General features: G+C 61.6%; 22 protein-coding genes and 1 tRNA gene. 16 read left to right on the plus strand and 7 right to left on the minus strand.

Going from position 1 to position 26,226, the window contains the following annotated elements; translation table 11 throughout:
• Positions 1-133 precede the first annotated feature (133 nt).
• On the plus strand, positions 134-1,981 hold the full coding sequence (locus HX899_RS32865) for a methyl-accepting chemotaxis protein (protein ID WP_181294433.1): 1,848 nt from the start codon (positions 134-136) through the stop codon (positions 1,979-1,981).
• Here the strand turns inward: HX899_RS32865 and HX899_RS32870 are convergent.
• Positions 1,954-2,190 carry a hypothetical protein gene (locus HX899_RS32870; RefSeq protein WP_181294434.1) on the minus strand — a complete coding sequence of 79 codons (237 nt, stop codon included), beginning with the start codon at positions 2,188-2,190 and terminating at the stop codon, positions 1,954-1,956. The two genes, HX899_RS32865 and HX899_RS32870, sit on opposite strands and share 28 nt — an antisense overlap.
• A 90-nt stretch (positions 2,191-2,280) precedes the next feature.
• On the opposite strand from HX899_RS32870, the gene HX899_RS32875 reads away from it, so the two are divergent.
• Positions 2,281-3,150 (plus strand): LysR family transcriptional regulator, encoded by an 870-nt coding sequence (locus tag HX899_RS32875; RefSeq protein WP_181294435.1) that lies wholly within the window; start codon positions 2,281-2,283, stop codon positions 3,148-3,150.
• Between the two features lie 20 nt (positions 3,151-3,170).
• Here HX899_RS32875 and HX899_RS32880 read toward each other — a convergent pair whose 3' ends face one another.
• Entirely contained in the window at positions 3,171-3,407 is a 237-nt protein-coding gene (locus tag HX899_RS32880) for a hypothetical protein (protein ID WP_003545603.1), read from the minus strand.
• 21 nt (positions 3,408-3,428) lie between these two features.
• On the minus strand, positions 3,429-4,718 hold the full coding sequence (gene aceA, locus HX899_RS32885) for an isocitrate lyase (protein ID WP_181294436.1): 1,290 nt from the start codon (positions 4,716-4,718) through the stop codon (positions 3,429-3,431).
• 190 nt (positions 4,719-4,908) lie between these two features.
• Here aceA and HX899_RS32890 point away from each other — a divergent pair, with 190 nt between their 5' ends.
• The 5 genes from HX899_RS32890 to HX899_RS32910 all read left to right on the plus strand — a co-directional run bounded on the left by HX899_RS32890 (position 4,909) and on the right by HX899_RS32910 (position 10,511).
• Positions 4,909-6,318, plus strand: a complete 1,410-nt coding sequence (locus HX899_RS32890; RefSeq protein WP_180194702.1) for a short-chain fatty acyl-CoA regulator family protein — start codon at positions 4,909-4,911, stop codon at positions 6,316-6,318.
• A gap of 125 nt (positions 6,319-6,443) precedes the next feature.
• Positions 6,444-7,541 (plus strand): polyamine ABC transporter substrate-binding protein, encoded by a 1,098-nt coding sequence (locus HX899_RS32895; protein WP_064652534.1) that lies wholly within the window; start codon positions 6,444-6,446, stop codon positions 7,539-7,541.
• An 89-nt stretch (positions 7,542-7,630) separates the two neighbouring features.
• Positions 7,631-8,773, plus strand: a complete 1,143-nt coding sequence (locus HX899_RS32900) for an ABC transporter ATP-binding protein (RefSeq protein WP_138334327.1) — start codon at positions 7,631-7,633, stop codon at positions 8,771-8,773.
• A 4-nt stretch (positions 8,774-8,777) separates the two neighbouring features.
• A complete protein-coding gene (locus HX899_RS32905) occupies positions 8,778-9,689 on the plus strand; it encodes an ABC transporter permease subunit (protein ID WP_129417974.1) in 912 nt (303 codons plus the stop codon).
• A gap of 3 nt (positions 9,690-9,692) precedes the next feature.
• Complete coding sequence (locus HX899_RS32910; RefSeq protein ID WP_138334326.1) at positions 9,693-10,511, plus strand: ABC transporter permease; 819 nt, start codon at positions 9,693-9,695, stop codon at positions 10,509-10,511.
• 37 nt (positions 10,512-10,548) lie between these two features.
• On the opposite strand, the gene HX899_RS32915 is transcribed toward HX899_RS32910, so the two are convergent.
• Entirely contained in the window at positions 10,549-12,441 is a 1,893-nt protein-coding gene (locus HX899_RS32915) for an AsmA-like C-terminal region-containing protein (protein WP_180194703.1), read from the minus strand.
• 275 nt (positions 12,442-12,716) lie between these two features.
• Here HX899_RS32915 and HX899_RS32920 point away from each other — a divergent pair, with 275 nt between their 5' ends.
• Complete coding sequence (locus tag HX899_RS32920) at positions 12,717-14,669, plus strand: acetoacetate--CoA ligase (RefSeq protein WP_180194704.1); 1,953 nt, start codon at positions 12,717-12,719, stop codon at positions 14,667-14,669.
• A 215-nt stretch (positions 14,670-14,884) separates the two neighbouring features.
• Here the strand turns inward: HX899_RS32920 and HX899_RS32925 are convergent, their stop codons facing one another.
• The gene (locus tag HX899_RS32925) at positions 14,885-18,784 is read right to left on the minus strand and encodes a PAS domain-containing sensor histidine kinase (RefSeq protein ID WP_181294437.1); all 3,900 of its coding nucleotides are present in this window, start codon (positions 18,782-18,784) and stop codon (positions 14,885-14,887) included.
• Between the two features lie 213 nt (positions 18,785-18,997).
• Here HX899_RS32925 and HX899_RS32930 point away from each other — a divergent pair, with 213 nt between their 5' ends.
• The 4 genes from HX899_RS32930 to HX899_RS32945 all read left to right on the plus strand — a co-directional run bounded on the left by HX899_RS32930 (position 18,998) and on the right by HX899_RS32945 (position 20,396).
• On the plus strand, positions 18,998-19,447 hold the full coding sequence (locus HX899_RS32930) for a phasin (RefSeq protein ID WP_003545621.1): 450 nt from the start codon (positions 18,998-19,000) through the stop codon (positions 19,445-19,447).
• A 130-nt stretch (positions 19,448-19,577) separates the two neighbouring features.
• Positions 19,578-19,654 (plus strand) — tRNA-His (locus HX899_RS32935).
• 93 nt (positions 19,655-19,747) lie between these two features.
• On the plus strand, positions 19,748-20,185 hold the full coding sequence (locus HX899_RS32940; RefSeq protein WP_181294438.1) for a DUF4174 domain-containing protein: 438 nt from the start codon (positions 19,748-19,750) through the stop codon (positions 20,183-20,185).
• Between the two features lie 43 nt (positions 20,186-20,228).
• Complete coding sequence (locus HX899_RS32945) at positions 20,229-20,396, plus strand: hypothetical protein (protein WP_017990318.1); 168 nt, start codon at positions 20,229-20,231, stop codon at positions 20,394-20,396.
• On the opposite strand, the gene HX899_RS32950 is transcribed toward HX899_RS32945, so the two are convergent.
• Positions 20,393-21,274 (minus strand): LysR family transcriptional regulator, encoded by an 882-nt coding sequence (locus HX899_RS32950; RefSeq protein ID WP_181294439.1) that lies wholly within the window; start codon positions 21,272-21,274, stop codon positions 20,393-20,395. The two genes, HX899_RS32945 and HX899_RS32950, sit on opposite strands and share 4 nt — an antisense overlap.
• Positions 21,271-21,585: a putative quinol monooxygenase gene (locus tag HX899_RS32955; protein WP_181294440.1), complete on the minus strand. Its 315-nt coding sequence runs from the start codon at positions 21,583-21,585 to the stop codon at positions 21,271-21,273. The genes HX899_RS32950 and HX899_RS32955 overlap by 4 nt, the downstream gene beginning before the upstream one ends.
• A 179-nt stretch (positions 21,586-21,764) precedes the next feature.
• Here HX899_RS32955 and HX899_RS32960 point away from each other — a divergent pair, with 179 nt between their 5' ends.
• The 4 genes from HX899_RS32960 to rirA all read left to right on the plus strand — a co-directional run bounded on the left by HX899_RS32960 (position 21,765) and on the right by rirA (position 26,141).
• Positions 21,765-23,261, plus strand: a complete 1,497-nt coding sequence (locus HX899_RS32960; RefSeq protein WP_181294441.1) for a CoA-acylating methylmalonate-semialdehyde dehydrogenase — start codon at positions 21,765-21,767, stop codon at positions 23,259-23,261.
• 167 nt (positions 23,262-23,428) lie between these two features.
• Complete coding sequence (locus HX899_RS32965; RefSeq protein ID WP_181294442.1) at positions 23,429-24,511, plus strand: YjgN family protein; 1,083 nt, start codon at positions 23,429-23,431, stop codon at positions 24,509-24,511.
• Positions 24,501-25,550, plus strand: coding sequence for a M48 family metallopeptidase (locus HX899_RS32970; protein WP_138388051.1), 1,050 nt, complete (start codon positions 24,501-24,503; stop codon positions 25,548-25,550). Before HX899_RS32965 ends, HX899_RS32970 begins: the two co-directional genes overlap by 11 nt.
• 108 nt (positions 25,551-25,658) lie before the next feature.
• Positions 25,659-26,141, plus strand: coding sequence for an iron-responsive transcriptional regulator RirA (rirA, locus tag HX899_RS32975; protein WP_003545647.1), 483 nt, complete (start codon positions 25,659-25,661; stop codon positions 26,139-26,141).
• Positions 26,142-26,226: the final 85 nt, after the last annotated feature.

The raw sequence follows: 26,226 nt of genomic DNA on the forward strand, positions 1-26,226 counted from the left end.
CGCGCGGCCATCACGCAGAGATGATCCGTCAGAAAACGAGACCGATGAATACCTCCGACAACCCTGATTTACGGAGAATCTTCCTTAACGCTTTTAGTCTAATTTAACCTTGGTCTATCTCCCGGGGGTCTCAATGCTGCGCCTTTTCTCTACGTCGATCGTACGCCAGATCGTTGCGATCACGCTGTTTCTGCTGGCGATCAGCACGGCCGCCATCGTCGGCGTGACCTATTACAATCTGAGCCACCATGTCATGGACGGGGCTGTCTCCGATGCCAGGGATGCCGCCCGTGCGATGGCTGTCCTCTACGGCGCTGCCGATCAGGCTGCAAAGATCGAGCTGAAGGACAATCAGCTTTCTGCCGTCACCGAAGACGCCATTCCGGCCCTTGCCGATCATTCGCTGGTCGACCGCACGGCGCAGTCGATCGCTGGTGTCGCGACCATCTTCCAAAAGCAGGGCGGCGACTACGTCCGCATATCCACCAACGTCAAGAAGGAAAACGGCGACCGCGCCGTCGGCACCAAGCTGATAGCCGAGCACCCGGCCCAGCCGGTTCTCGCCAGGGGTGAGGCTTATTACGGTCCGGCGGAGCTTTTCGGCCGCAAGTTCATGACCGGTTATTTCCCCATCAAGAACGCCTCCAACGCCAATGTTGGCATTCTCTTTATCGGCATTCCGATGGAGGTCTATTACCAGCGCATGTATGAGCTGCAGATGCTGGTTCTCGGTGTCGGCGCCATCGTCATGCTGATCGTCGGCGTTCTCGCCTTCTATGCGATCCGCCTGTCGGTGAAGCCTTTGCAGGCGCTGACGACCAGCGTCCACTCGATTTCCGCGGGCGATCTCGAAGGGGCGATCCCGTGTGTCGAAAAGAGGAATGAGTTCGGCGACATCGGCCGGGCCTTGGCGCTTTTCCGCGACAGTGCCCGCGCAAGACGCGACCTGGAAACCCAGGCTGCCGAACAGCGCGAATTGAGCGATGCCGAACGCGCCAGGAACGACGCCGACAAGCGCTCGCTCGACGGCCAGATCGACTTTGCCGTCAACCAGCTTGCCGCCGGCCTCGGACGCCTGTCGCAGGGCGATGTCTCGCAGACGATCGGCACGCCCTTCGTTGGCCGGCTGGAGCAGCTGCGCGTCGATTTCAACGCTTCCCTCTTGCGGCTCCAGGATACGCTGTCCGGTATCCGTGACAGCGCCTCGACGATCCAGCGCAACAGCGGCGCCGTCTCTGCCTCTGCCGGCGAGCTTTCGAAACGCACCGAGGCGCAGGCGGCCAACCTCGAGGAGACCGCTGCCGCGGTGGAAGAGATCACCGTGACGGTTCGTTCTTCCGCCGAGCGTGCCCGTGAAGCCAACAATGTCGTGGCTGCGACCAAGAAGACGGCCGACAATTCCGGCGCCGTCGTCGGCGATGCCGTCGCCGCCATGGATCGCATCGAGCAGGCTTCGCAGCGTATCGAGCAGATCATCGAGGTGATCGACGACATCGCCTTCCAGACCAATCTTCTGGCGCTGAATGCCGGCATCGAGGCGGCGCGGGCCGGCGAGGCGGGCAAGGGTTTTGCCGTCGTCGCCCAGGAAGTCCGCGAACTCGCCCAGCGCTCGGCCGATGCGGCGCGCGAGATCAAGTCGCTCATCGAGACATCGAGCCGCGAAGTGACGGCAGGGTCCGAACTGGTCCAGAAGACCGGCAGCGTCCTTGCCTCGATCAGCCAGGAGATCATCGCGATCAGCGGCCATGTCGAAACCATCGCCACCGCCAGCCGCGATCAGTCGGCCGCGCTGCAGGAGGTCAACGGTTCGGTCAACGCCATGGACCAGATGACCCAGAAGAACGCGGCGATGGTTGCCGAGACGACGCAGGCAAGCCGCCTGCTTGCCGGCGAAGCCGATACGCTGATGGCGCTGATCGAGCGCTTCCGCATCGTCGCAGAATCGGCACCGGCTCATCTCGGAACAAGAAGAGTCGCCTGAACCGCGCAGCCGCAGCCGCTTCGGGATTGCGCTACGGCCTTGCGCCGTCTTCCGAGGTGGAGGTCGAGCGACGTCAGCCAGGCGATAAAGCCAATGAGGCGATTGTTTCCGAACTCGGCATAGAATCTGTCCTCGTCCGCCTTGCAACCGCTTCGCTGGGGATAGTGCCGATAGCCGATAGTGCCTGCGATGGTGATCATGTCGATCATGACAATGTCCTTTCCTGTGTAAGACATCACCTGATCTAGGCTTCGAATTTCTCTTTATAAACGGGAAAAATCCCGCTATGTTTTTCATCAATGAAAAACGCGAGTTGGGATTCCTATCAGCTTTTCCTGCAGGTGGCCCGGCTCGGCGGGCTGACGGGGGCAAGCACTGCAAGCGGGCTCAGTCCTGCGACCGTCGGCCGGCGCATGCTCGATCTCGAGCAGGAAATCGGCCGCGCATTGTTTTCGCGCAGCCAGACCGGATATCGTCTGACCCAGGATGGCCAGGCGCTGCTCGATCACCTGCAGGAGATGGAGGCCGCCGCCCGCAAGGTGGCGGCGTGGCGGCAATCCGGCGAGGGCGGCACGACCGTCAGGGTCGCCGCCGGCACCTGGCTCGCCTGGCTGCTGACCGAGAATTTCGCCGCAATCCGCATGCCGGGCGATGCCTTCGCCATTTCGCTCACCATCGGTGAGGCGCGAGCGAGCCTTGCCTATCGTGAAAGCGATATCGGTATTCGCGCCTTCGAGCCCGAGGAGGCCAATCTTGCCGCACGTCAGCTCGGGGAGGTGGCCTATGCCGTCTATATCAGGCGCAACGCCGCCGAGACCGACGAGCGCTGGATTGCCGTTGCTGAGGAGGAGGCGATATCGGCCTATCTGCGCTGGCCGCACGTCCATGCCGGGACGGCGATCGTCGCCACCGTCAATCGGCCGCGTTCGCTGCCTGATCTGGTGCGCGCCGGCGCCGGCAAGACCGTACTTCCCTGTTTCGTCGGCGATCTCCATCCCGAATTGCAACGGCAGGGCGGCGAGTTGCCGGAATTGCGCCACCGGCAATGGATCGTCATGAATGCCGAGGACCGCCACCGACCGGAGATCCGGACTGTCGCCGACCGCATGACCAAGCTCATCAAAAGTTATGCCGATCTCTTTGCCGGAAAACGACCGAGCCGCGGCTAGAGCGCCGCGGCCGGTCTTCGTCAATGCCGGTTGGTGACGACGACGGGGATCAGCAGGTCGCCCCAGTGGCCGTCGCCGCCATGATGACGGGCCGAGCGCACCAGTTCGACCGAGACGCCGGCCTCGACGGCCTTCATGACCGATTGGTTCAGCCGGTGCAGGTCGTTGGCGAGCATGCGGATCGTCGTCTGCTGATCCTCGCTCATGCTGCTTGCCTGCTCCTCGGCCCGTTCCCTGACGCGTGTAATGGATGCCATGATCTTCTCCTCCTCTTCGAGTTATTCCGCAGCCGGTTTGAACTGCGCATGTTCGGTCGAGCCGTGCATCGCCGTGGTCGAAGACCGGCCGCCGGTGATGGCGAGCGAGACGGCGTCGAAATAGCCAGTGCCGACCTCGCGCTGATGTTTGGTGGCGGTATAGCCATTGGCCTCGGCGGCGAATTCCGCCTGCTGCAGCTCGGAATAGGCCGACATCTGCCGCTGCCGGTAGCCGCGCGCCAGTTCGTACATGCCGTAGTTCAGCTGGTGGAAGCCGGCGAGCGTGATGAACTGGAACTTGTAGCCCATCGCCCCGAGTTCGCGCTGGAACCTTGCGATCGTCGCCTCGTCGAGATTCTTCTTCCAGTTGAAGGAAGGCGAGCAATTATAGGCGAGCAGCTTGCCGGGATGGACCTTGTGCACGCCTTCGGCAAAGCGCCGCGCCTGATCGAGGTCCGGCTTCGAGGTCTCGCACCAGATGAGATCGCAATGCGGCGCATAGGCGACGGCGCGCGCGATACAGGGCTCAATGCCGTTTCGCACCTGATAGAAACCTTCAACCGTGCGCCCGGCATCATAGTCGACGAAGGGCTGGTCGCGCTCGTCGATGTCTGACGTGAGCAGCTTTGCCGCTTCCGCGTCGGTGCGGGCGATCACCAGCGTCGCAACGCCCATGACGTCGGCGGCAAGACGCGCGGCGTCGAGATTGCGGATATGGGCGGCCGTCGGGATCAGCACTTTGCCGCCGAGATGGCCGCATTTCTTCTCCGAGGCGAGCTGGTCCTCGAAGTGAACGCCAGCGGCACCCGCCTCGATATAGGCCTTCATGATTTCGAAGGCGTTGAGCGGTCCGCCGAAGCCTGCTTCCGCATCGGCAACGATCGGCGCGAACCAGGTCTCGACGGAAAGTCCCTGGGCTTCCGCGGTCTCGATCTGATCGGCGCGCTGCAGCGTGCGATTGATGCGTTTGGCAAGTTCCGGACCGGCATTGGCCGGATAGAGGGACTGGTCGGGATACATCGCCGATGCGGTATTGGCGTCGGCCGCCACCTGCCAGCCGGAGAGATAGATCGCCTTCAGCCCGGCGCGTACCATCTGCATGGCCTGGTTGCCGGAAAGTGCGCCGAGCGCATTGACGAAATCCTCCTGATGCAGAAGCCGCCACAACCGGTCCGCGCCCATTTCTGCCAGCGTGTGGCGCAGCGCCACCGAGCCCCGCAGCCGCTGCACGTCATCGACCGAGTAGGGTCTCTCGATGCCGTCGAAACGACCAGCCGATGTGTTGGGGACAAGTTTGTAAAAATCGGTCATGCTGCTCTCCTCACTAAAAGCCCCGACAAAGGTGCTGCGTGACAAGATTGACAATATGACGCGCTGTGACCAGAAAAACCTTTGATTTCCTGGATGGAAAGAGGTTAAGATGAGGAGGATTGACAGAGCGGCGCTGTGAATTTGTAAAATTTTGTAAATATGAGCGCTCCTTCCTGTCAAAGGGTGTGACATGGCGGAACGGAAGATATTCGCAGGCCCGAAAGTCAGGCGCATCCGCAATGCGCTGGCGCTGACGCAGACCGCCATGGCCGAAGCGCTTGAAATATCGCCGTCCTATCTGAACCTGATCGAGCGCAACCAGCGGCCGTTGACGGTGCAACTCCTTCTCAAGCTTGCAAGCGTCTACAGGGTCGATCTGGAAGAGTTGCGGGGACAGACCGGCGGCAGTCTCGGCCAGCTCAAGGAGGTCTTTGCCGATCCGCTGCTGTCGGGCGAGCTGCCGGGTGATCAGGAGTTGGTGGAGGTGGCCGAGGCGGCACCCAATGCCGCAAGCGGCATGATCAAGCTTTATCGCGCCTATCGCGAGCAGGCCGCAAGGCTGTCCGATCTGACGGCGCTGATGGCCGCCGAAGGGCATGCGCCGGTCGCCGCCGGCCGGTTGCCGCTGGACGAGGTGCGCGAGACGCTGGAGCGCCGGTCTGGTTATTTCGGACGGATCGAGACGGCGGCGGAAACCTTTGCCGCAACGCTCCCCGGCGGCCTCGATCTTGCCGCCGGGCTGAAGGATTGGTTGCGTTCCGAGCGCGGCATCGCGGTGCGTGTCTTGCCCGTCCATGTCATGCCGGATCTGCGACGCCGTTTCGATCGCCATTCGATGCGGCTTTTCATCTCGGAGCGCTTGTCACAGGCCGACCGTGCGCATGAGATATCAATCGAGGCCGCGACTCTCGCTTTGCTGCCGGCAATCGATGCCGAACTCGCCGATCTCTCGCTCTCCTCCGCCGAGGCGCGCCGCATCGCCCGTTTTGAGCTTGCCCGCATAGCCGCGCTGGCACTTGCAATGCCCTACGAGGCCTTTCTTTCGGCGGCGAAAGCGACGCGCTACGATATCGATATTCTGCGTGCGCGCTTCGGCGTCTCTTTCGGCCATGCGGCTGCACGCCTTGCCATGCTGCAGCGCCCAGGCGCGGCCGCCATTCCCTTCTTCCTGATCGAAATCGATGCCGCCGGCCACCGGCTGCGCAGGGCCGGCGCCCAGGGCTTTCCGCAGGCCCGTTTCGGCGGCGGCTGTCCGAAGCTCAATATCCATGCCGCCTTCCTGCAGCCGGGCCAGATCCTCGCCGAAACGGTCGTCATGCCTGACGGTGCATCCTTCCTGACGGTCGCCCGCACGCTGGAGGGACCGAGCGTCGAATTCGGCGAAAGGGTCAGGCGCACCGCGATCCTGATCGGCTGCGATGCTGCCCTTGGCGAGGGCGTGGTCTACGGGCAGGCGATGGCGCTCGATCCGGTCGCGATCGGTCCGGCCTGTCGCCTTTGCGAGCGCCGCGGCTGCCTTTCCCGGGCCGAGCCGCCGGTGACGAGACCGCTCGGGCTCGACGAGATGGTGGCAGGCCTTAGCGCCTTCGATTTCCAGTGATTGTGAAATCATTGAGGGCGCAGGATTTTGCGCTTGTGGGCTGTGAAATTCCTTCTTAGTCTGCGTCGAAAACCAGAGGGAAAAGATACCCCGGGTGCGGAATCTTTGAACAAACAGGAGAAGTCATGAGGTCAACCATCCTATGCGTGACGGCCGCCGCCGTTACCGCACTGCTTGCTGCCGCGCCGGCCTATGCGCAGGAGCGCGTGGTCAACGTCTACAACTGGTCGGATTATATCGACGACTCCATCCTGACCGACTTCACCAAAGAAACCGGCATCAAGGTCGTCTACGACACCTTCGATTCCAACGAGACCGTGGAAACCAAGCTGCTTGCCGGCGGCACGGGTTATGACGTCGTCGTTCCCACTGCCGACTTCCTGCAGCGCCAGATCCAGGCCGGTGTCTTCCAGAAGCTCGACAAGTCGAAACTGCCGAACATTTCCAACATGTGGGATGTGATCCAGCAGCGCACCGCCGAATATGACGCCGGTAACGAACACGCGGTCGATTACATGTGGGGCACGGACGGCATCGGCTACAACGTCAAGAAGGTCGCTGAAATCCTCGGTCCCGATGTCAAGCCCGGCCTGGAAGTGATCTTCGATCCGAAGGTCGCCGAAAAGTTCAAGGATTGCGGCATCTACGTTCTCGACACACCGAAGGACGTCATCTCCACTGCGTTCCGTTATCTCGGCCTCGACCCGAACTCCACAAAGGCTGAGGATTTCAAGAAGGCCGAAGAGCTGCTGACGGCCGTCCGCCCCAATATCCGCAAGTTCCACTCGTCCGAATACATCAATGCGCTTGCCAACGGCGACATCTGCATCGCCTTCGGCTATTCCGGCGACATGCTGCAGGCTCGCGACCGTGCGGCCGAAGCCAAGAACGGCGTCGAAGTCAATTATTCGATCCCCTCGCAGGGCGCCCAGATGTGGTTCGACATGATGGCGATCCCCGCCGATGCACCCCATGTCGCGGAAGCCCACGAGTTCCTGAACTACATGATGAAGCCTGAGGTCATCGCCAAGGCGAGCGACCACACCTTCTATGCCAACGGCAACAAGGCTTCGCAGCAGTTCGTCAGCAAGGAGATTCTGGAAGACCCGGCGATCTATCCGACCGAGGAGGTGATGAAGAACCTCTTCACGGTCAAGCCGTGGGATCCGAAAACGCAGCGCCTGGGGACGCGCCTCTGGACGAAGGTCGTCACCGGCCAGTAATTCAGCCTTGGGCCCGGACGGAAACGTCCGGGCCTTTCAATTACCGGCCGGGGTGGAGGCCGGCAGAACCTTGTATTTCGGGGAATAATATGAAGTCTCTCGGCAATATCCGCCGCGCTTTTGCGCCTTGGACCGATCCGTCTGCAAAACCCTTCATTGCTTTCAAGAATGTCACCAAGCGCTTTGGCGATTTTACCGCCGTCGACGATCTGTCGCTGAACATCTATCACCGTGAGTTCTTCGCGCTGCTCGGCGCGTCGGGTTGCGGCAAGTCGACGCTCCTGCGCATGCTCGCCGGTTTCGAGCAGCCGACCTCGGGCGAAATCGTGCTCGACGGCACCGACATGGCCGGCACCCCGCCCTACAGGCGGCCGGTCAACATGATGTTCCAGTCCTATGCGCTTTTCCCGCACATGACGGTCGAGAAGAATATCGCTTTCGGCCTGAGGCAGGACGGCATGTCGAAGGACGAGATGGCCGAGCGTGTCTCGCAGATGCTGAAGCTGGTCAAGCTTGAGCAGTTCGCCTCCCGCAAGCCGAACCAGCTTTCCGGCGGCCAGCGCCAGCGCGTGGCCTTGGCCCGTTCGCTTGCCAAGCGCCCGAAGGTGCTGCTGCTCGACGAGCCGCTCGGCGCACTCGACAAGAAGCTGCGCGAGGAAACCCAGTTCGAACTGATGGACCTGCAGCAGAACCTCGGCCTCACCTTCGTCGTCGTCACCCACGACCAGGAAGAGGCGATGACCATGGCCGACCGCATCGCCGTCATGAGCCACGGCAAGGTCGTGCAGGTGGCGACGCCGGCGGAGATCTACGAGGCGCCGAATTCCCGCTTCGTCGCGGATTTCATCGGCGACGTGAACATCTTCGACGGCAAGGTCGCCTCATCGGGCAACGGTACCATCGAGATATCAATCGACAGCGGATTCAGCGTGCGCGTCGCCGCCGCCGAGACACCTTCGGCCGGCAGCGCCGTCGGCTTCGCCATCCGGCCGGAAAAGATGCGGGTCGGGCGCACGCCTCCCGCCAACGCTTCGGTCAACGCCGCCAGGGGTGAACTCTGGGACATCGCCTATCTCGGCGACATGACCGTCTTCCATGTAAAATTGCAGAGCGGCACTGTCGTCAAGGCCTCGTCCCTCAATGCGCAGCGCTCCGTCGACGACCCCTTCACCTACGATCAGGAAGTCTGGGTCTCTTTCGATGAGAACGCCGGCATTCTGCTGAAGGATTGACATCATGGGCAAGCTCACGTCCGGCCTCTACAATCGCCTCGTCATCGCCATCCCCTATACTTGGCTGCTGCTCTTCTTCCTGGCGCCCTTCTTCATCGTTTTCCGCATTTCGCTCTCGACGACGGCAATCGCCATGCCGCCTTACGAGCCCGTCTTCTCGCTTGCCGACGGTTGGGCCGGGCTCTGGAGCAAGATCGGAGAGCTCTCCTTCGACAATTACAGCTACCTCACCGAGGACTCGCTCTATTTCAATGCCTATGTCTCGAGCGTGGTGATTGCCGGGATCTCCACCTTCCTCACGCTGCTGATCGCCTATCCGATTGCCTATGGCATGGCACAGGCGCCGCGCACCATCCGCCCGACGCTGGTGATGCTGGTCATCCTGCCGTTCTGGACAAGCTTCCTGATCCGCGTTTATTCCTGGATCGCGATCCTGAAGCCGGAAGGGCTTTTCAACCAGCTTCTCCTGTCGCTGCACATCATCGACAGCCCGCTGATCATCCTCAACACCAATACCGCCGTGTATATCGGCATCGTCTATTCCTATCTGCCCTTCATGGTGCTGCCGCTCTATTCGGCTCTGGAAAAGATGGACGGTACGCTGATCGAGGCGGCGCAGGATCTTGGTTGCACGCCGATCAAGGCCTTCTGGCGCGTCACCTTTCCGCTGTCGATCCCCGGCGTGGTGGCCGGCTGCATGCTGGTCTTCATTCCCGCCGTCGGTGAATTCGTCATTCCCGACCTGCTCGGCGGTTCGCAGACGCTGATGATCGGCAAGACGCTCTGGAACGAATTCAACGCCAACCGCGATTGGCCGGTCTCCTCGGCGGTAGCAACGATCCTGCTGATGATCCTGGTGATCCCGATCGTCTTCTTCCAGAACGCCCAGGCCAAGGCCGAAGAGCGGGGGAAATAAGTCATGCTGAGATGGACCCGTTTCAACATCATCTCCGTCACGCTCGGCTTTGCCTTTCTCTACCTGCCGATCGTGCTCCTGGTGATCTTCTCCTTCAACGAATCGAAGCTCGTCACCGTCTGGGGCGGCTTCTCCACCAAGTGGTATGTCTCGCTGCTCTCGAACCAGGGCCTGCTCGACGCCGCCTGGGTGACGATCCGTGTCGGCCTGCTGTCGGCAACGGCCGCAACCATCCTCGGCACGATGGCGGCGCTGACTCTGGTGCGCTACACGCGCTTTCGCGGTCGCATGCTGTTTTCGGGCATGATCTACGCGCCGCTCGTCATGCCTGATGTCATCACCGGCCTGTCGCTGCTGTTGCTCTTCGTCGCGATCGGCTTCGACCGCGGCTTCTGGACGATCACGCTCGCGCATACGACGCTGACCATGTGCTTCGTCGCCGTCGTCGTGCAGTCGCGCCTGTTGAGCTTCGATCAATCGATCGAGGAAGCGGCGCAGGATCTCGGCGCGCCGCCGGTGCGGACTTTCTTCGAGATCACCCTGCCGATCATCGCGCCGGCTGTGCTCTCCGGCTGGATCCTTGCCTTCACCCTGTCGCTTGACGATCTGGTGATCGCCAGTTTCACATCGGGGCCGGGCGCCACCACGCTGCCGATGAGGATCTACAGCCAGGTGCGCCTCGGCGTGACGCCTGAGATCAATGCGGTGTGCACGATCCTGATCGCGATCGTCACCGTTGGTGTCATCTGCGCCTCGATCGTCACCAAGCGCCGTGAAATCCAGCGCCAGCGGGACGAACGCGCGGCAGCCGCCGGCGCCTGAGCCTAAAGCGCCGCGGCACATTATTGCGCGACATGCTTTATTGCGCGCGGGGCGTATTGCCGAAAAGCGGAACCGGCGAGATCACCGGGTTTGGCCATGAGCCGCCGATGAAGAACGGCAGAAGCGGCAGCTCCGCTGCCTTGGCCGGATCGGTCGCCTCCAGCGATCCGGAAAGCGCCAGCCCGTTCGACTGATAGGTGATGACGCCGGAAAGTGTCAACGTCTGTGTGGCGCCGGCGATATGGGCGTCGTGCATCTCGGCCGAGCCATTGGCGAAATCGGCCTGAAGGTTGAGCTGGTTGAAGGCGAAGGCGCCGCCTGCTGCCGCGCTCAGCGGAAAGAACGGCTTTTCGGCCGCCTGCGTCCGAAGTGCTGCGGCATCGATGCCGGGAATCGTGCCTTCCCCCGTCCAGAAGTGCAGCCTGCCGGTGACATCGGCAAGACCGGTCGTCCAGATCGCCTTCGGCGACTGCAGGTCGAGATCGAGCGATCCGGTTGCAAGCGGCAGCGGACCCTTCAGCTGCAGGCGCTCGGCAAGGGCTGCGAAATCGGCATTGCGGATCGACAGCTGCAGCTTGCCGCCGCCGTCGAAGTCGCGCTGCGTCGCTTCCAGATGCGCGGTCATTTCACCGCCTTCGAACTGGCTGTCGCCAATATCGAATTTCGCCTCGCCGCCGGCAACGATCATGCTGGCGCCGACATCGGAGAGCTCGAAGAGACCCATCTGCGCGCGCCGCGCCGAAAGCCTGACGTCGACATCCAGCACCCGCAGCGGTCCGCTTATGCCGGCGGAGATTTCCTCCGCCTCGCCGGCTGCGAGCCTGAGCGCGAAGGCGTCGAGGAAGGGCTTGAGGTTCATCTGATCGAAGGCGAGCGTGCCGCCGATTTTCGGTCGTTTGCCGGGTTGGGTGAAAAGGTCCATCACCCCGGTGGCGCTCGCTTCGTTCAGCGAGAGGCTGAGATTGTTGAAGCGCAGCCCGTTGCCCGACGACATGATGTCGGATTCCAGCGAGGCGCTCTTCAGGGTTGCGATGCCGGGGATCGATCTGCCCGACCATGTCAGAAGTGCGGGCACATCGGGAATGCTGGCTGTGACATTGCCGGAAAAGGCCGAAAGGCTGGCGATGCTGGCAATGCCCTGGAAGTGGGCGGTCAAAAGGTTTGATGTGAGCGACGTCCGTGTCTCGGCATTCCTGCCGGCAAAGGCGAGCAGCGGCTGGCGCGAGGCGAAATCGACCTTCAGGTCCTCGCCGTTGATACGGGCGATGACCACCGCCGAGATCGCGCCGGATAGTCTCGGCCAGGCGATATCGGCGGTGACGCTGTCGAAATGATAGTTCGTGGCGGACTTGATGTCGGTGACCACAAGCGTGCCGTCCTCGACGGTCACCGCGCCGATCTCGGCATCGAGATCGGGATCGAGCACCTCAGCTCCGTTTTCGTAACGTACGCCGCTGATCGCCCGTGCGAGCAGGCCGGCATAACTCCAGTCGATCAGGCCTTTCTCGTCGCGCGTCAGCGCCAGGTTGGGGCGCACCAAATGGAATTCGTGGAAGCTTGTCCGGCCTCTCAACGCGTCGATGAGGCTGAAATCGGCCGACAGGCTTTCAATGCTGCCGAGCAGCTTGTCACCGCTTTCGCGCGGTTGGCGGATGGTGATCTGGTTCAGCGTGATGCGTGGCGTCGGCCAGAATTCGAGAACCGGACTTCCCTTGATCTCGGCATGGTAGCCGGTCCATTTGGACAGCGTGTCCTCGATGCCGGAGCGCACGAAACCGGTCGAGATGAGATAGGGGGCGGCAACTCTGAGCGCCACGAAAAGCGCCAGCGCGATCAGCAGGAACACCGTCGACAGGCGGGCGAAGGCCGGAAGCCAGCGCGAAACGGGTCCGATCTTCCTGCGCCACCTGCGATGTCTTGACGTGCTCATGATCTCCGCCGGCAAATTCAGCCGGTCATCCCGTTATGCGCTGATTTCGCCGGATATAGGAAATATCAGGCATATGCAAATCCCTACAGCGCCGCGCGTCTTTTCAGACGCGCAAAGGACGCTGTAACACTTTCAATTAACTAGTTGGAGCATGATGTCGTCCGAAAATCGCTCACACTTTTCGACATCATACTCTGGGCGTCGGATCGCGTCGGTTCCGCGCTTTATAATGCAATGCAGCATGATATAAGGACGGCATTGGGGAGGAGGATTGAATGCAGGATAACAGACCACTTTGGGTGCCCTCGGCGGATGCCGTTGCAAAAAGCCCGATCCATGCCTTCATGGAGCGCTGCAATGCCGATTTCGGGCTTTCTCTTTCAGGCTTTGAGGATCTGCATGCATGGTCGGTGGCCGAGCGGGAGAATTTCTGGTCGACCGTCTGGGATTTCTGCGGCGTCAAGGGAGAGCGTGGCGCAGAGGTGCTTGCCAATGGCGACCGCATGCTGGAAGCCCGCTTCTTTCCCGATGCGACGCTGAACTTCGCCGAAAACCTGCTGTCGGGCCGCGGTGAGGGCGATGCGATCATCTTCCGCGGCGAGGACAAGGCCGAGGACCGCTGGTCTTGGGACCGGCTGCGCGTGCTGGTCTCGAAGCTGCAGCAGGCCTTCGCAGCACTCGGCATCGGCAAAGGCGACCGTGTCGCCGCGATGATGCCGAACATGCCGGAGACTGTCGCCGCCATGCTCGCCGCCGCCTCGATCGGCGCCATCTGGTCGTCCTGTTCGCCTGATTTCGGCGAGCAGGGTGTGCTCGACCGCTTCGGCCAGATTGAACCAAGGCTGTTCATCGCCTGCGATGCCTATTGGTATTCCGGCAAGCTGCAGGATGTCGGCGCCAAGGTCGCCACGGTCGCAAAAAATCTGGGTGTGCCCACGGTCATCGTCCACTATGCCGGCGACGCGGAGGCCGTGGCGCGTAAGACGCCGGGGGCTTTAACGCTTGAGGCCTTTGTCGCGCCCTATGAGGCAAGGGAGGTCGAGTTCACGCAGCTTGGCTTTTCGCACCCGCTCTACATTCTCTTTTCGTCGGGCACGACAGGCGTGCCGAAATGCATCGTGCATTCGGCCGGCGGCACGCTGCTGCAGCACCTCAAGGAGCAACGGCTGCATTGCGGCCTGCAGGCGGGCGAGAAGCTGTTCTATTTCACCACCTGCGGCTGGATGATGTGGAACTGGCTGGTCAGCGGTCTCGCCAGCGGCGCGACGCTCTGCCTGTTCGACGGCTCGCCCTTCGCCCCCGATGGCAACGTGCTGTTCGACTATGCCGAGGCCGAGAAATTCGCCATCTTCGGCACCTCGGCGAAATATATCGACGCGGTGCGCAAAGGCGGGCTGACGCCGCGCGTCAGCCACGATCTCTCCAGCCTGCGGCTGATGACGTCCACCGGTTCGCCGCTGTCGCCGGAAGGGTTCACCTTCGTCTACGAGGGCATCAAGGAAGACGTACAGCTCGCCTCGATCTCAGGCGGCACCGATATCGTCTCCTGCTTCGTGCTCGGCAATCCGCTGCAGCCGGTCTGGCGCGGCGAGATCCAGGGGGCCGGCCTCGGCCTTGCGGTCGACGTCTGGAACGATGACGGCAAGCCGGTGCGCGGAGAGAAGGGTGAACTGGTCTGCACCAAGGCCTTCCCCTCGATGCCGGTGATGTTCTGGAACGACCCCGATGGCGCCAAATATCGCGCCGCCTATTTCGACCGGTTCGACAATGTCTGGTGCCACGGCGATTTCGCCGAATGGACGGAGCATGGCGGCCTTGTCATCCACGGCCGCTCGGATGCGACGCTCAATCCTGGCGGCGTTCGCATCGGCACGGCCGAGATCTACAATCAGGTGGAGCAAATGGAGGAGGTGGTCGAGGCGCTCTGCATCGGCCAGGACTGGGACGACGACGTGCGCGTCATCCTCTTCGTTCGCCTTGCCCCGGATGTGACGTTGACCGAGGATCTCATCAAGGCGATCAAGACCCGCATCCGCACCGGCGCCTCGCCGCGGCACGTGCCGGCGAAGATCATCGCGGTTGCCGATATTCCCCGCACCAAATCCGGCAAGATCGTCGAGCTTGCCGTGCGCGAGGTCGTTCACGGCCGGCCGGTGAAGAACCAGGAAGCGCTTGCCAATCCAGAGGCGCTGGGGCTTTTCGCCGGGCTAAGCGAGCTGAAGGATTGACAGCGATCGTAGATTACAAGCTTTCACCCTTCATCAATTTCCTGTCATGGAAACCTTTCGTTAAGAAAGGTTTGTCAAAGGTGAAGCTAACTTGGGGGCCGCACATGAACGATGCGGCCTGGGGCCTTCCGGCCTCCGAAACATGACGTTGATCGACTGAGCTCTTGTTGAACAGCACCAAATTCAAAGGCGGCCTCCTGGCTGCCTTTTCTTTATCAACCGGCCAGCACCCGCTGCGACGGGAAGGTGATCTCGACGAGCGTGCCTTCGTTCGGCGCCGAATTGATCGAGAAAACCGCCCGGTTGGCATCCACCATCGCCTTGGTCAGCGGCAGGCCGAGCCCGGTGCCGTCGCCGCGGTGACGCGATTGGGTCGAGGAGACCTGCCGGAACGGCTTCATCGCCTGGTCCAGCTCGTTGCGCGTCATGCCGATGCCGGTATCGCGGACCCTCAACACAACGCTGCCATTCGCCTCATAGGACGTCGAAACGACGATCTGCCCGCCTGACGGGGTGAAGCGGATAGCGTTCGACAGGATGTTGAGCGCGATCTGCTTGATCGAGCGCAGATCCGCCACGACCTCGGGCACTGCATGCGACAGCGCCGTGCGGATGATGACGCGCTGGCCGTTCGCCTGCGGCTGTACCAGAGCCACGGCCTCGGAGACCGCCTCATTGAGGCCGACGGCAGCAAAATCGAGATCCATCTCGCCCGCCTCGATCTTCGAAATGTCGAGCAGGTCGTTGACGATATCGAGCACGTGCCGGCCGGAGCGGCCGATGTCGTTGGCATATTCGATATAACGCGGATGGCCGATCGGCCCGAAGCGCTCGCCGGCCATCATGTCGGAAAAGCCGATGATGGCGTTGAGGGGCGTGCGGATCTCGTGGCTGACACGGGCGAGGAAATCGGTCTTGTGGGCGTTGGCGGTTTCGGCCGCACCCTTGGCGTTGCGCAGCTCGTCCTCGGTGCGCTTCCATTGGGTGATATCGCGGATGACGGCGCAATAGCCATTGGAGGAGGTGAGCTGGCCCATCGTCATGAACAGCGGCACGAAACCGCCGGCGGCCTCGCGGCCGATCACTTCGCGCCCGTCATTCAACACGCTTGCCACGCCATGGTCGGAGAGGCCGTTCAGATAGTCGATGACTGCCTTCTGGCTCTCATGGGCAAAGAGCATGACGAAGGGTTTGCCGCGCGTCTCCTGTTCGTCGTAATTGAAAAGCGCGCTAGCCGACCGGTTCATCGAGCGGATGTCGCCCTCCGTGCCGATGACGACGACGCCGTCGGTCGCCGTTTCCAGGATCGAGCGCAATTCTTCCACTTCGACCTGGAGTTTAGCGACCTTCTCGACCATCCGCTCGGGGCGGCCTTCGGAACGGCCTTCGGAACGGCCCTCGGATCGGCCATCGGACCGGTTTGCGTCGCCGCGGCCATCTTCCTTGCCTTCCACCGGCATCAGCGCCAGCATCAGGGCGTTGGCGTCTTCCCAGCGCACCGATTGCAGCCGCGCGGTCACCGGCGCCAGCGTATCATCGGCCTTGACGAGCATCATGGTGCCGGAGCCTGCGGCCTTCTCCTCGAGTTCGCGACGCTGAAGCAGGGCTTCGATGCCGCCCACTTCGCGCAATGCGTCGAGCGTGCCGTAGCCCGTCAGCCGCATGAATTCCGGATTGGCATGGATCAGCGCATCGCCGATATGGATGAGCACGGCAACAGGCAGTTGGTCGACCGTTCCCACCGAAAGCCCGTCCGTCATCTTGATGCGCGGCGGGATGAAGCTGGTGAGAACCTCGATCTGGCTGGCCGTCTCCTCAAGCCCTTCCGTTGCGTCGTCCTCGGCGATGACAGCCGGTTCTTCGGCGGCGTCATCATCTTCGCGCTCCGCCTCGACGGCATTCTCGAAGATCGCCTCCTGCGACGCGATCTCCTCGACCGACGGTATGTCCGCCTGGTCGGTGGTGGGTGTTTCGGTCTCGAACGCTTCGGGTCCGGATGCCTCTTCGAAACTGGAGGTTTCGGTGGCGTTGGGTTCCGTCGGCGCCGGGGCGGCAGGCTCGTTCTTGTTGGCGCCGAAGGCTTCGAGGCGTTTGGCGATCTCGCGGAAATTGGCGTGTTCGGCGGCCGTCAGCCCGGCACCGCTGTTGTGGAGCTGAACGATCTTGTCGGAGAAGCGGCGATTGGGCGTTTCCGAAATGCGAAGTGCCGGCGGTTCTTGCGGAAGTTCCGCTACCGGCTCGGCGGCGGAAACGTCGCCGGCATCGGCGCTGCCTTCCACTTTTTCTGCAGCAATTTCCTGGGCAGGTGTCCCGATGGTCGCCTGCTCGGTGGCAATCTCTTCCGGCGCTGGCTCTTCCGGCGCTGGCTCTTGCGGCGCTGGCTCCGTCTGCGACGGCTGATCCTCGACCTCTTGCGTCAGCGCGGGTTCGATCAGGGGATTTTCGAGCGCTGTCTCCGCTTCGCGTACCACCTCGGCATTGGTCTCGGCGGGTGGGCCGAGGCTCGCTGCATCATGGCCGATACCATCAGGGCCGAGCGTCAGGCCGAGCGCCAGCGGATCTTCCTGCGCATCGGAAAGCCGCACGACACCGAAGCCGCGGAAACCATCGAAGTCGCGGTTGCGGGTATAGGTGGGCAGCGCCGCCAGATCGACCGGAACGACGAGGCTGGTGCCTTCGACCGGCCAAAGGATCGTCTTGCCCGACCATGTGTCGCGGCGGGCGAGCGCCTCGGAAAGCTTGCCGTCAGGATCGAGATTGAAGAGGGCGGCGACATCGCCGAAGGCAGAGCCGATGATGTCGGACGCATGCGGACCGACGGCCTCGGCAAATTCGTGGCTGACTTCGTTGAACCGGCCTTCGGCGTCGATCTTCCAGACGAAGCGAGTGGCGCGGCTGTTCGGCCTGAAGACGAAGCCGGGCTCAGCCTCAAGTTGAGGGGCGGGGGTGGCATCGGCGACCACAGGCGTTTCGATGGCAGGCTCTTCGTGGACCACTTCCGGCGCGTCTTCGATCGGCGTTTCGCTGGCTTCAACAGGCGGTTCCGTCGTCGTCGCCGTTTCCACCGTCTCCGCAATGGAGGTCAAATCGTCCTCGACGACCGTGACGGGCTCAGTGGTCTCATCCGCGCTGCGATCGATCATGCCGCCGTCGCTCTCCGGCTCCGCATCCGCGGCAGGATTCGTCTCTTCAATCGCCTCGTCTGCGGATGCCGCGACTGTCTCGGCTGGCTGTTCGCTTTCGCCGGCGATCTCCTCGATAGCCTCCTCGACCTCTTCGATCCCCGAGACCGCGTCGATGATTTCGGTGAAGCCTGCGGCGGCGACAGGTTCGTCCTGAAGCACTTCGGCCGGCGGCACGCTTTCTTCCTGTGCGGACGTATCGACCGGCTCGAGCGTGGGCGCATCGACTGGATCGAGCGCGGGCGCGTCCAGCGGGTCGAGATGACCGATCGCGGTCTCCACCGCAAACAGCAGATTGAGCGCCGGATCGTCGCTGAGCTTGCCGACCGCGGCCGGAAGATTGCCTCTGGCGGTGGCGACAGGTCGTTTCACCAATCGGTCGGGATGCGCGCCGGCAAGGTTGATCAAGGTCTTTGCCGTCTGCTCGGAGATCCCGAGCGAGGCAAAGCCCGGCGAAGCCGCGATGACCTCGCCATTGGCGCCGATCACCGCCATATGCGTGTCGGGATCATCAAGTCCCTGTAGCATCTGAGCGGCCGATGCGCCGGCCGCGAGTGGCTTTGCCGAGACCGGCACCGAAAACAGGATGGCCTTTTCGCCCTGGGAAAGGCGGATCAGTTCGGCCGCCGCCTGCACCTGTGCACGCTGGAAGCCCTTGGCGATGCGGATCATCAGGCTTCTGTTGTCACCGATATCGGTCAGCTGGCGCGCGGCGGTTTCCAGCTGGCGGAAGGTGATGTCGGTGCGGTCGACCCCCTGATCGAGCAGGTCATAGACTGCCGAATGGCCGAAAAGCTCCGCACCTGCACCATTCGCCCAGAGCAGGCGGGCAAGATCGGCCGAAAACAGCACCATGGCCTCGCCGCGTGAAAAGCGTTCCCGCACCCGTGCATGCACGGCGATATCGATGAACGGATATTGGACTGCGGGCATGTTCGAACCTTGTCGCTGTCGGCCTTCTTAAATTAACGGCTTATTAATAACTGCGGGGCGCATGCCGGTCCAGAAGAGGAGGGGGTTTTCGGCCGGAAAGGTTAACGTCTTGTGCGCTGCACAATAATTGTTGCAATGCACAATGAAATGTCTTATATAAGCATCATCCAACTATCGCAGGCAGCGGCTGCCTCAACCCAAAGGATGCGACCCATGGCTACCATAAAGACCGACGACGTTTTTTCAATTGCTTCTTTCGACCCATCCAAGTTCACGGAATCTTTCCGTGAATTCGCCGAAAAGGGCGCTCAGCAGTCGAAGGATGCCTATGCCAAGCTGAAGACCGCTGGCGAGGAAGCCGGCAAGACGCTCGAAGCCACCGTCCAGACGGCACAGGCCGGCAGCGTCGAGATCGGCCTGAAGGCGATCGACATCCTGCGCATCAATTCCGAGAACTCGCTGTCGCACTTCGAAGCGCTGCTCGGCGTCAAGTCGCCGGCCGAATTCTTCGAGCTGCAGACCTCGTTCATCCGCAAGCAGGCCGAACTCACCGTCGAGCAGGCGAAGTCGATCCAGGAAACCACCAAGCAGGTGGCCGAAAAGCTCGCAAAGCCCTCCAAGGACGCCGCCGAAAAGGCCATGGCTTCCTTCAAGGTTGCGTGATCGGTCCTTACCGATCGGAGATAAAAGGCTGGACCTCGCGTCCAGCCTTTTTGTATATTGACGAGGAATGGGGCTTGAATTCATCTCCAAGTCCTCGTATGTGACCCCCGTCGCGCCAAGCGCGATTTATGCGGTTGTAGCTCAGTTGGTTAGAGCGCAGGTTTGTGGCACCTGAGGTCGGAGGTTCGAGACCCCCCAACCGTACCATCTCCCCCACGTCAAAAATGAAAACCTGGTCCTATCGTTTCGATGGAACCCATGCCGCACCGGGTCGTTCTCCATATTAACGGGAGAATATGCATGTCGAAAACCCTGCTCTACGGCGCGACGAAGATCGACGAGACCAACAGCGCTTATGCGCCGGTCGAAAGCCTCGCCCAGTTCCAGTGGAAGAACCGCGTCTTCGTTGTTTTCGCCGACAGGGATAATTCCCGCGCCGCCCGGCAGGAAAATCACCTGCTGGCCGACCGCTCAGCGCTCGATGAGCGTGATCTGGTGGTGCTCAAGGTTTCCGGCGCTGGCGTTCGGCCACTCTTCGGTGCGGTTGACGGCCTCGACGGCGAAGCGATCCGCCGCGATCTCGATGCGCCGGAGGTCGGCGAATTCGCCGCTTTCCTGCTTGGCAAGGACGGCACCGTGAAGCTCAAGGCCAGCGAGCCAATTACCGATGGCGAGCTCTTCGCCATCATCGACAGCATGCCGATGCGTGCTGCCGAATCGCTGAAGCCGGACAAATAGCCCCGAACGTCACGTAAACTGAAATCACGAAAGGGAGGCGGTCATGTCCGTGCCCAACGAACCCATTCCAGACCAGCCGCCGATGCCCGGGCCCGGCTGGAAGCCGGTGCCGCCGATCAAGGAACCGGAGCCTGACCGGCTGCCCGACGAGGCACCCGTTCCCAATCCCGACGAGAACGACGAACCGGCAAAACACACTTTCGAGACCTAAAGAAAAATATTCCGTTCGGCGCTGACGAGTTCCTGGAGGAAATCGGCGACACTCCGGACGCGTAGCAGGTCGCGCGCCGTTTCGTGATAGGTCGTCCAATAGGCGCGCCGGATCGAAACCTCCGGCAGAATGCGCTGGAGTTCCGGATACTGCCTGGCGATATAGTCGTGCAGGATGCCGATGCCGGCGCCTGTTCGTACCGCCTCCGTCTGTCCGATCGCCGTCGAAATCTCGAAGCCTGCATCCCAGCTTCGCATGACTGCGCCCGAAAAATTCAGTGACGCGGTGAAGATCAGGTCTTCGACATAGCCGATGCGGCGATGCGCCTTGAGCGCGTCGATATCGGCAGGTGCTCCCTGTGACGCCAGATAATCCCGCGAGGCATAAAGGCCGAGCGTGTAGTCGGTGAGCTTGGAGGAGACGAGCCGACCTTGCTCTGGCCGCTCCAGCGTGATGGCGATATCGGCCTCGCGCAGCGAGAGCGAGAAAGAGCGGGGCACCGGCACGAGTTGGATCTTCAGTTCCGGATGGCGCTCGATCAACCTGCCCATGCGCGGCGCAAGAAAGGAAACGCCGAACCCATCGGGCGCGCCGACGCGCACAGTCCCGGCAATTGCCGTATCGGTGTGGCCGAGGCTCGCCTGTACTGCGAGCATTTCCGTTTCCATCCGCTCTGCGGATGCCAGGAACACTTCGCCTTCGGCCGTCAGCTCGCAGCCATTCGTGCGGCGGATGAAAAGCCGCGTCTTCAGCGCCTCTTCGAGCGAAGTCAGTCGCCGCGAGAGCGTTGCGTGATTGAGCCCCAGACGCTTCGAGGCGGCAAGGATCTGCCCGGTGCGGGCGACGGCGAGGAAAATACGAACATCGTCCCAGTTCATGGCTTGGCACGCATGGCGATCGGATCGACCTCGATAAGCGTCAGCGATGTCACCATGCCCGCCGTCTGGTTCTTGTATTTGAGGAAATGCGGTGTCTGCAGATGGGCCTCGTATGCTTCCCGGTCGGCATAGACTTCAAGAATGCGGATCCGGTTCGGGTTGTCCCTGATGGAAACAGCGCTCAGGGAAAGGACGCCGTCTTCCAGCGCGACGGATGCTTCGATTTCTTCCGTGAGCAATGCGCGATAGGTTTCAAGCGTGTCCGGATCGATCTCCAGTTCCGCCATTCGGACCACGGGTTTCCGGCTCATCGGTTTGACCTCCTCTTGGGGTTTGACTTGTTGGCGTGCCGTACCAAGTTTGAAAGCAGCGGCAGCGCCTGATGCTACGATAGGGCTATAATTTACGCACAACGGTTGCTTATATCAGCGCATTGATTTGTGCAAATTGAAGTGCGATTGTCGGCCATCCAAAAACAGGAGGAACACCCATGCGTGAGATCGGTCATTTCATCGGCGGCAAGCAGGTTGCCGGCACCAGCGGCCGCGTAAGCAACGTCTTCAATCCGGCGACGGGCGAAGTGCAGGCGACGGTAGCACTCGCAAGCGTCGAGGAACTGCGTGCCGCCGTCGAAAACGCCAAGGCTGCGCAGCCGAAATGGGCTGCCACCAATCCGCAGCGCCGCGCCCGCGTCTTCTTCAAGTTCGTCGAACTCCTGAACAAGCACATGGACGAGCTTGCCGAAATCCTCTCCAAGGAACACGGCAAGACGATCGAGGATGCCAAAGGCGACGTCATCCGCGGCCTCGAAGTCTGCGAATTCGTCTGCGGCATTCCCCATCTTGCCAAGGGCGAGTTCACCGAGGGCGCAGGCCCGGCGATCGACATGTATTCGATCCGCCAGCCGGTCGGCATCGGCGCCGGCATTACCCCCTTCAATTTCCCCGGCATGATCCCGATGTGGATGTTTGCACCGGCAATCGCCTGCGGCAACGCCTTCATCCTGAAGCCCTCCGAGCGTGATCCCTCTCTGCCGATACGCCTCGCCGAACTGATGATCGAGGCCGGCCTGCCCGCCGGCATCCTCAACGTCGTCAATGGTGACAAGGGCGCCGTCGACGCGATCCTCACCGATCCCGATATCGGCGCCGTCTCCTTCGTCGGCTCGACGCCGATCGCCCGCTACGTCTATGGCACCGCGGCGATGAACGGCAAGCGCGCCCAGTGCTTCGGCGGCGCCAAGAACCACATGATCATCATGCCGGATGCAGACCTGGATCAGGCCGTCAATGCGCTGATGGGCGCAGGCTACGGTTCGGCCGGCGAGCGCTGCATGGCAATCTCGGTTGCCGTTCCGGTCGGCGAAGAAACCGCCAACCGCCTCGTCGAGAAGCTGGCGCCGAAGATTGAATCCCTGCGCATCGGCCCCTATACCGACGACAAGGCCGACATGGGCCCGCTCGTCACCAAGGAAGCCTATACCCGTGTTCGCGGCCTGATCGACCGCGGCATCGAGGAAGGCGCCAAGCTCGTCGTCGACGGCCGCGATTTCAAACTCCAGGGCTATGAAGACGGCTACTTCGTCGGCGGTTGCCTGTTCGATCACGTCACGCCTGAGATGGATATCTACAAGACCGAGATCTTCGGACCTGTCCTCTCCGTCGTTCGCGCCAACAACTATGAGGAAGCGCTGTCGTTGCCGATGAAGCACGAATACGGCAACGGCGTTGCGATCTACACCCGCGATGGCGATGCCGCCCGCGATTTTGCCTCGCGCATCAATATCGGCATGATCGGCATCAACGTTCCGATCCCGGTTCCACTCGCCTACCACTCCTTCGGCGGCTGGAAGGCATCGAGCTTCGGCGACCTCAACCAGCACGGGACGGATTCGATCAAGTTCTGGACGAAGACCAAGACCGTCACCGCCCGCTGGCCCTCCGGCATCAAGAGCGGCGCGGAATTCGTCATGCCGACGATGAAGTAATCTTCACAAGTTTCCAATCTTCAATCTGCAATCCGGGGGCCTTTCAGCCCCCGGATTTTTCGATTCCAGGTTGTTGATTTTTGCCAGATTTGCTTTCAGATGAGCTGCCGGTCGCGTGATTCCCGTCATGAGCCGGTGGGCTTGTTATGCTTGGGGGAAGCAAAAATATGGATAATCGAGTGTCCGCGGGCGCCGCGGCGAACGCATTCGAGCGTGCAAGGTTCACCGGCACGGCATCGGAATATTTCGGCATCTGGATCGTCAACGTTCTTCTGACGATCGTAACGCTTGGCATCTATTCGGCCTGGGCGAAGGTGCGGCGCAATCGTTATTTCTACGGCAACACCGTCCTGCTCGACCGCAGTTTCGAATATCACGCCACCGGCATGCAGATATTCATCGGCCGCCTGATCGTCTTCGCCTTCCTTGTCGTGGTCAACATTCTGGCGGCGATCCATCCGCTGTTCTCGCTTGTGACCACGATCCTTGTGCTCATCGCACTTCCCTGGCTGATCGTAAGAGGCATTCGTTTCAACGCCCGCGTGACCAGCTACCGCAACGTCCGATTTGATTTCACCGGCTCCGCCGGCGGCGCCTTCGTCTCCGTCATGCTCGGAAGCCTCGTCGCCGTCCTGTCGCTGGGTTTGCTTGCGCCCTTCGCCAGCCGCTGGCTCAACCGCTACATTTTCAACAATCTCCGCTACGGCAACCGGCCTTTCGATACCGATCCCAAGCTCGGCGCGCTTTACGGCGCGCTTGTCATCCCGGCCGTGATGGTCGTGCTGGGCGCGGTCGTGCTCTCTGCCTTGATTGCGATCATAGTCGTCGGGATACAGGCTTCTGATGCCAGCTCGGTTGAGAGTGATCCACTTATCTTCATGGTGGTGTCGGGAATGTATCTGGTCGTCTTCGGCCTCATCATCATCTACGGCCTTGCCGGTCTCATCTATCGGGCGGCTGTCCACAACATCGTCTGGTCGTCGACACGGATCGACGGCCGGCATGTCTTGCGGAGCGATCTTTCCCGTGCACGCTATGCCTGGATCGCCATATCGAACGTCGTGGTGACGGTGCTTACCCTCGGCCTGATGCGCCCCTGGGCGGCGGTTCGGCTGGCGCGTTATGTCACCGAGCACACAGCGATCCGCATCGAAGGCGAGATCGGCGAGGTCTTTGCGCAGTTTGAAGCCAGCGGCACTGCCGTCGGTTCGGAATATATCAGCATGGAAGGGCTTGATTTTGGTTTCTGACGGAGAAACCATCGCGACGGGGGAATGGTATCCGCCGCATTCGAGCGCCGCCGTTCCCGCCCGCCTGCTGTCGCGGGGCGGGCGCCTCATCGCCGTGACCGCGGAAGATGCGGCTCTTTCCGATGGCGCCATCGGAAAGGTCTCCTTTACGGCGCGCGTCGGATCGATCCCCCGGCGTGCGGTCTTTACCGACGGTTCGGTCTTCGAGAGCGCCGACAATGACGCAATCGATGCCTTTCTTCGCGCTGGCGGCAAAAGCGGATGGGTGCATCGGCTTGAAGAGTTTCATCCCCGCATCTTCGTTTTCGCGGTCGCGGTCGTTCTGCTTGCCGTCGGAATCTATCGTTATGCGCTGCCGGCGCTCGTCGAAGTCGCCATCTTCGTGACGCCGCCTGTCGTCTCTGAGATGATGTCCTATGGCGCTCTCAACACGCTTGATACGACGGCGCTGTCTCCAAGCCACATAAAGGAGATCCGGCAGGCCGAAATCGCCGATCGCTTCCGAAAGGTGGCGGCCAATGCCGAAGGCGGCGCCGACCGCTATGTCCTGAATTTTCGCAATGGCGGTTTGATCGGTCCCAATGCCTTCGCGCTTCCCGACGGCAATATCGTCCTCACCGACCAGTTGATCGAATTGGCGGGTGGCGACGACGAGATGATAACAGGCGTTCTCGCCCACGAGATCGGCCATGTCGAATACAAGCACAGCCTCAGGCAGCTCTATCGGGCCGCGGGCGTCGCCGGTCTCGTCATGCTGATTGCCGGCGATATCGGCTCCGGCGTCGAGGACATCCTGACGCAAGGCGGCGGCCTGCTCGCATTGTCCTATTCTCGCGGTGCCGAGGCTGAGGCCGACCGGCGCTCGGTCGAACTGATGCGCAAGGCCGGCATGGATCCCGTCGCGATCGCCAGATTTTTCGATCTGCTGGAGACCAAGCTCGGCGACCACTCCCGCACCAGCATGCTGTCCACTCATCCAGGCACGCCCGAGCGCAAGCAGGCGATTCTGGATTACGTCGAGATCCTGAAGCGGGATTGACGTCGCGGCAAATGGCCTCATAAGCTGAATGCGAATTTCATATTTTGGAATTGTTCAAAACTAGCAAACCGCCTATATAGGTCTGAACAGACGAGTCAGGAGAATGGCATGCGGTTGACGAAGCAGACCAACTATGCGGTTCGCATGTTGATGTATTGTGCTGCCAACGACGGACACTTGAGCCGGATTCCGGAAATCGCCAGGGCCTATGGCGTTTCCGAGCTCTTTCTTTTCAAGATCCTCCAGCCGCTCAACAAGGCGGGTCTGGTCGAAACCGTGCGCGGTCGCAACGGCGGCGTGCGCTTGGGCAAACCGGCCGCCGACATTAGTCTTTTCGACGTCGTTCGGGTGACGGAAGACAGCTTCGCCATGGCCGAATGCTTCGAGGATGACGGTGAGGTCGAGTGCCCGCTGGTCGACAGCTGCGGTTTGAATTCGGCGCTGCGCAAGGCGCTCAACGCCTTCTTTGCAGTGCTTTCGGAATACTCCATTGACGACCTCGTCAAGGCGCGTCCGCAGATCAATTTCCTTCTCGGAATCACCGGCGAGCCGGCCTATCGCAAACCCGCGATCGTTGCCCCCGCCGCCTGATTTAAAGATCAGAATTTGCTTCTGAACCGCGGTTGCCCTGGCAACCGCGGTTTTTGTTTTTGCAGGCGTCTCATCGGCCTCCGAA

This window comes from Rhizobium sp. WYCCWR 11146, assembly GCF_013591995.1.
Lineage (GTDB): Bacteria > Pseudomonadota > Alphaproteobacteria > Rhizobiales > Rhizobiaceae > Rhizobium > Rhizobium indicum.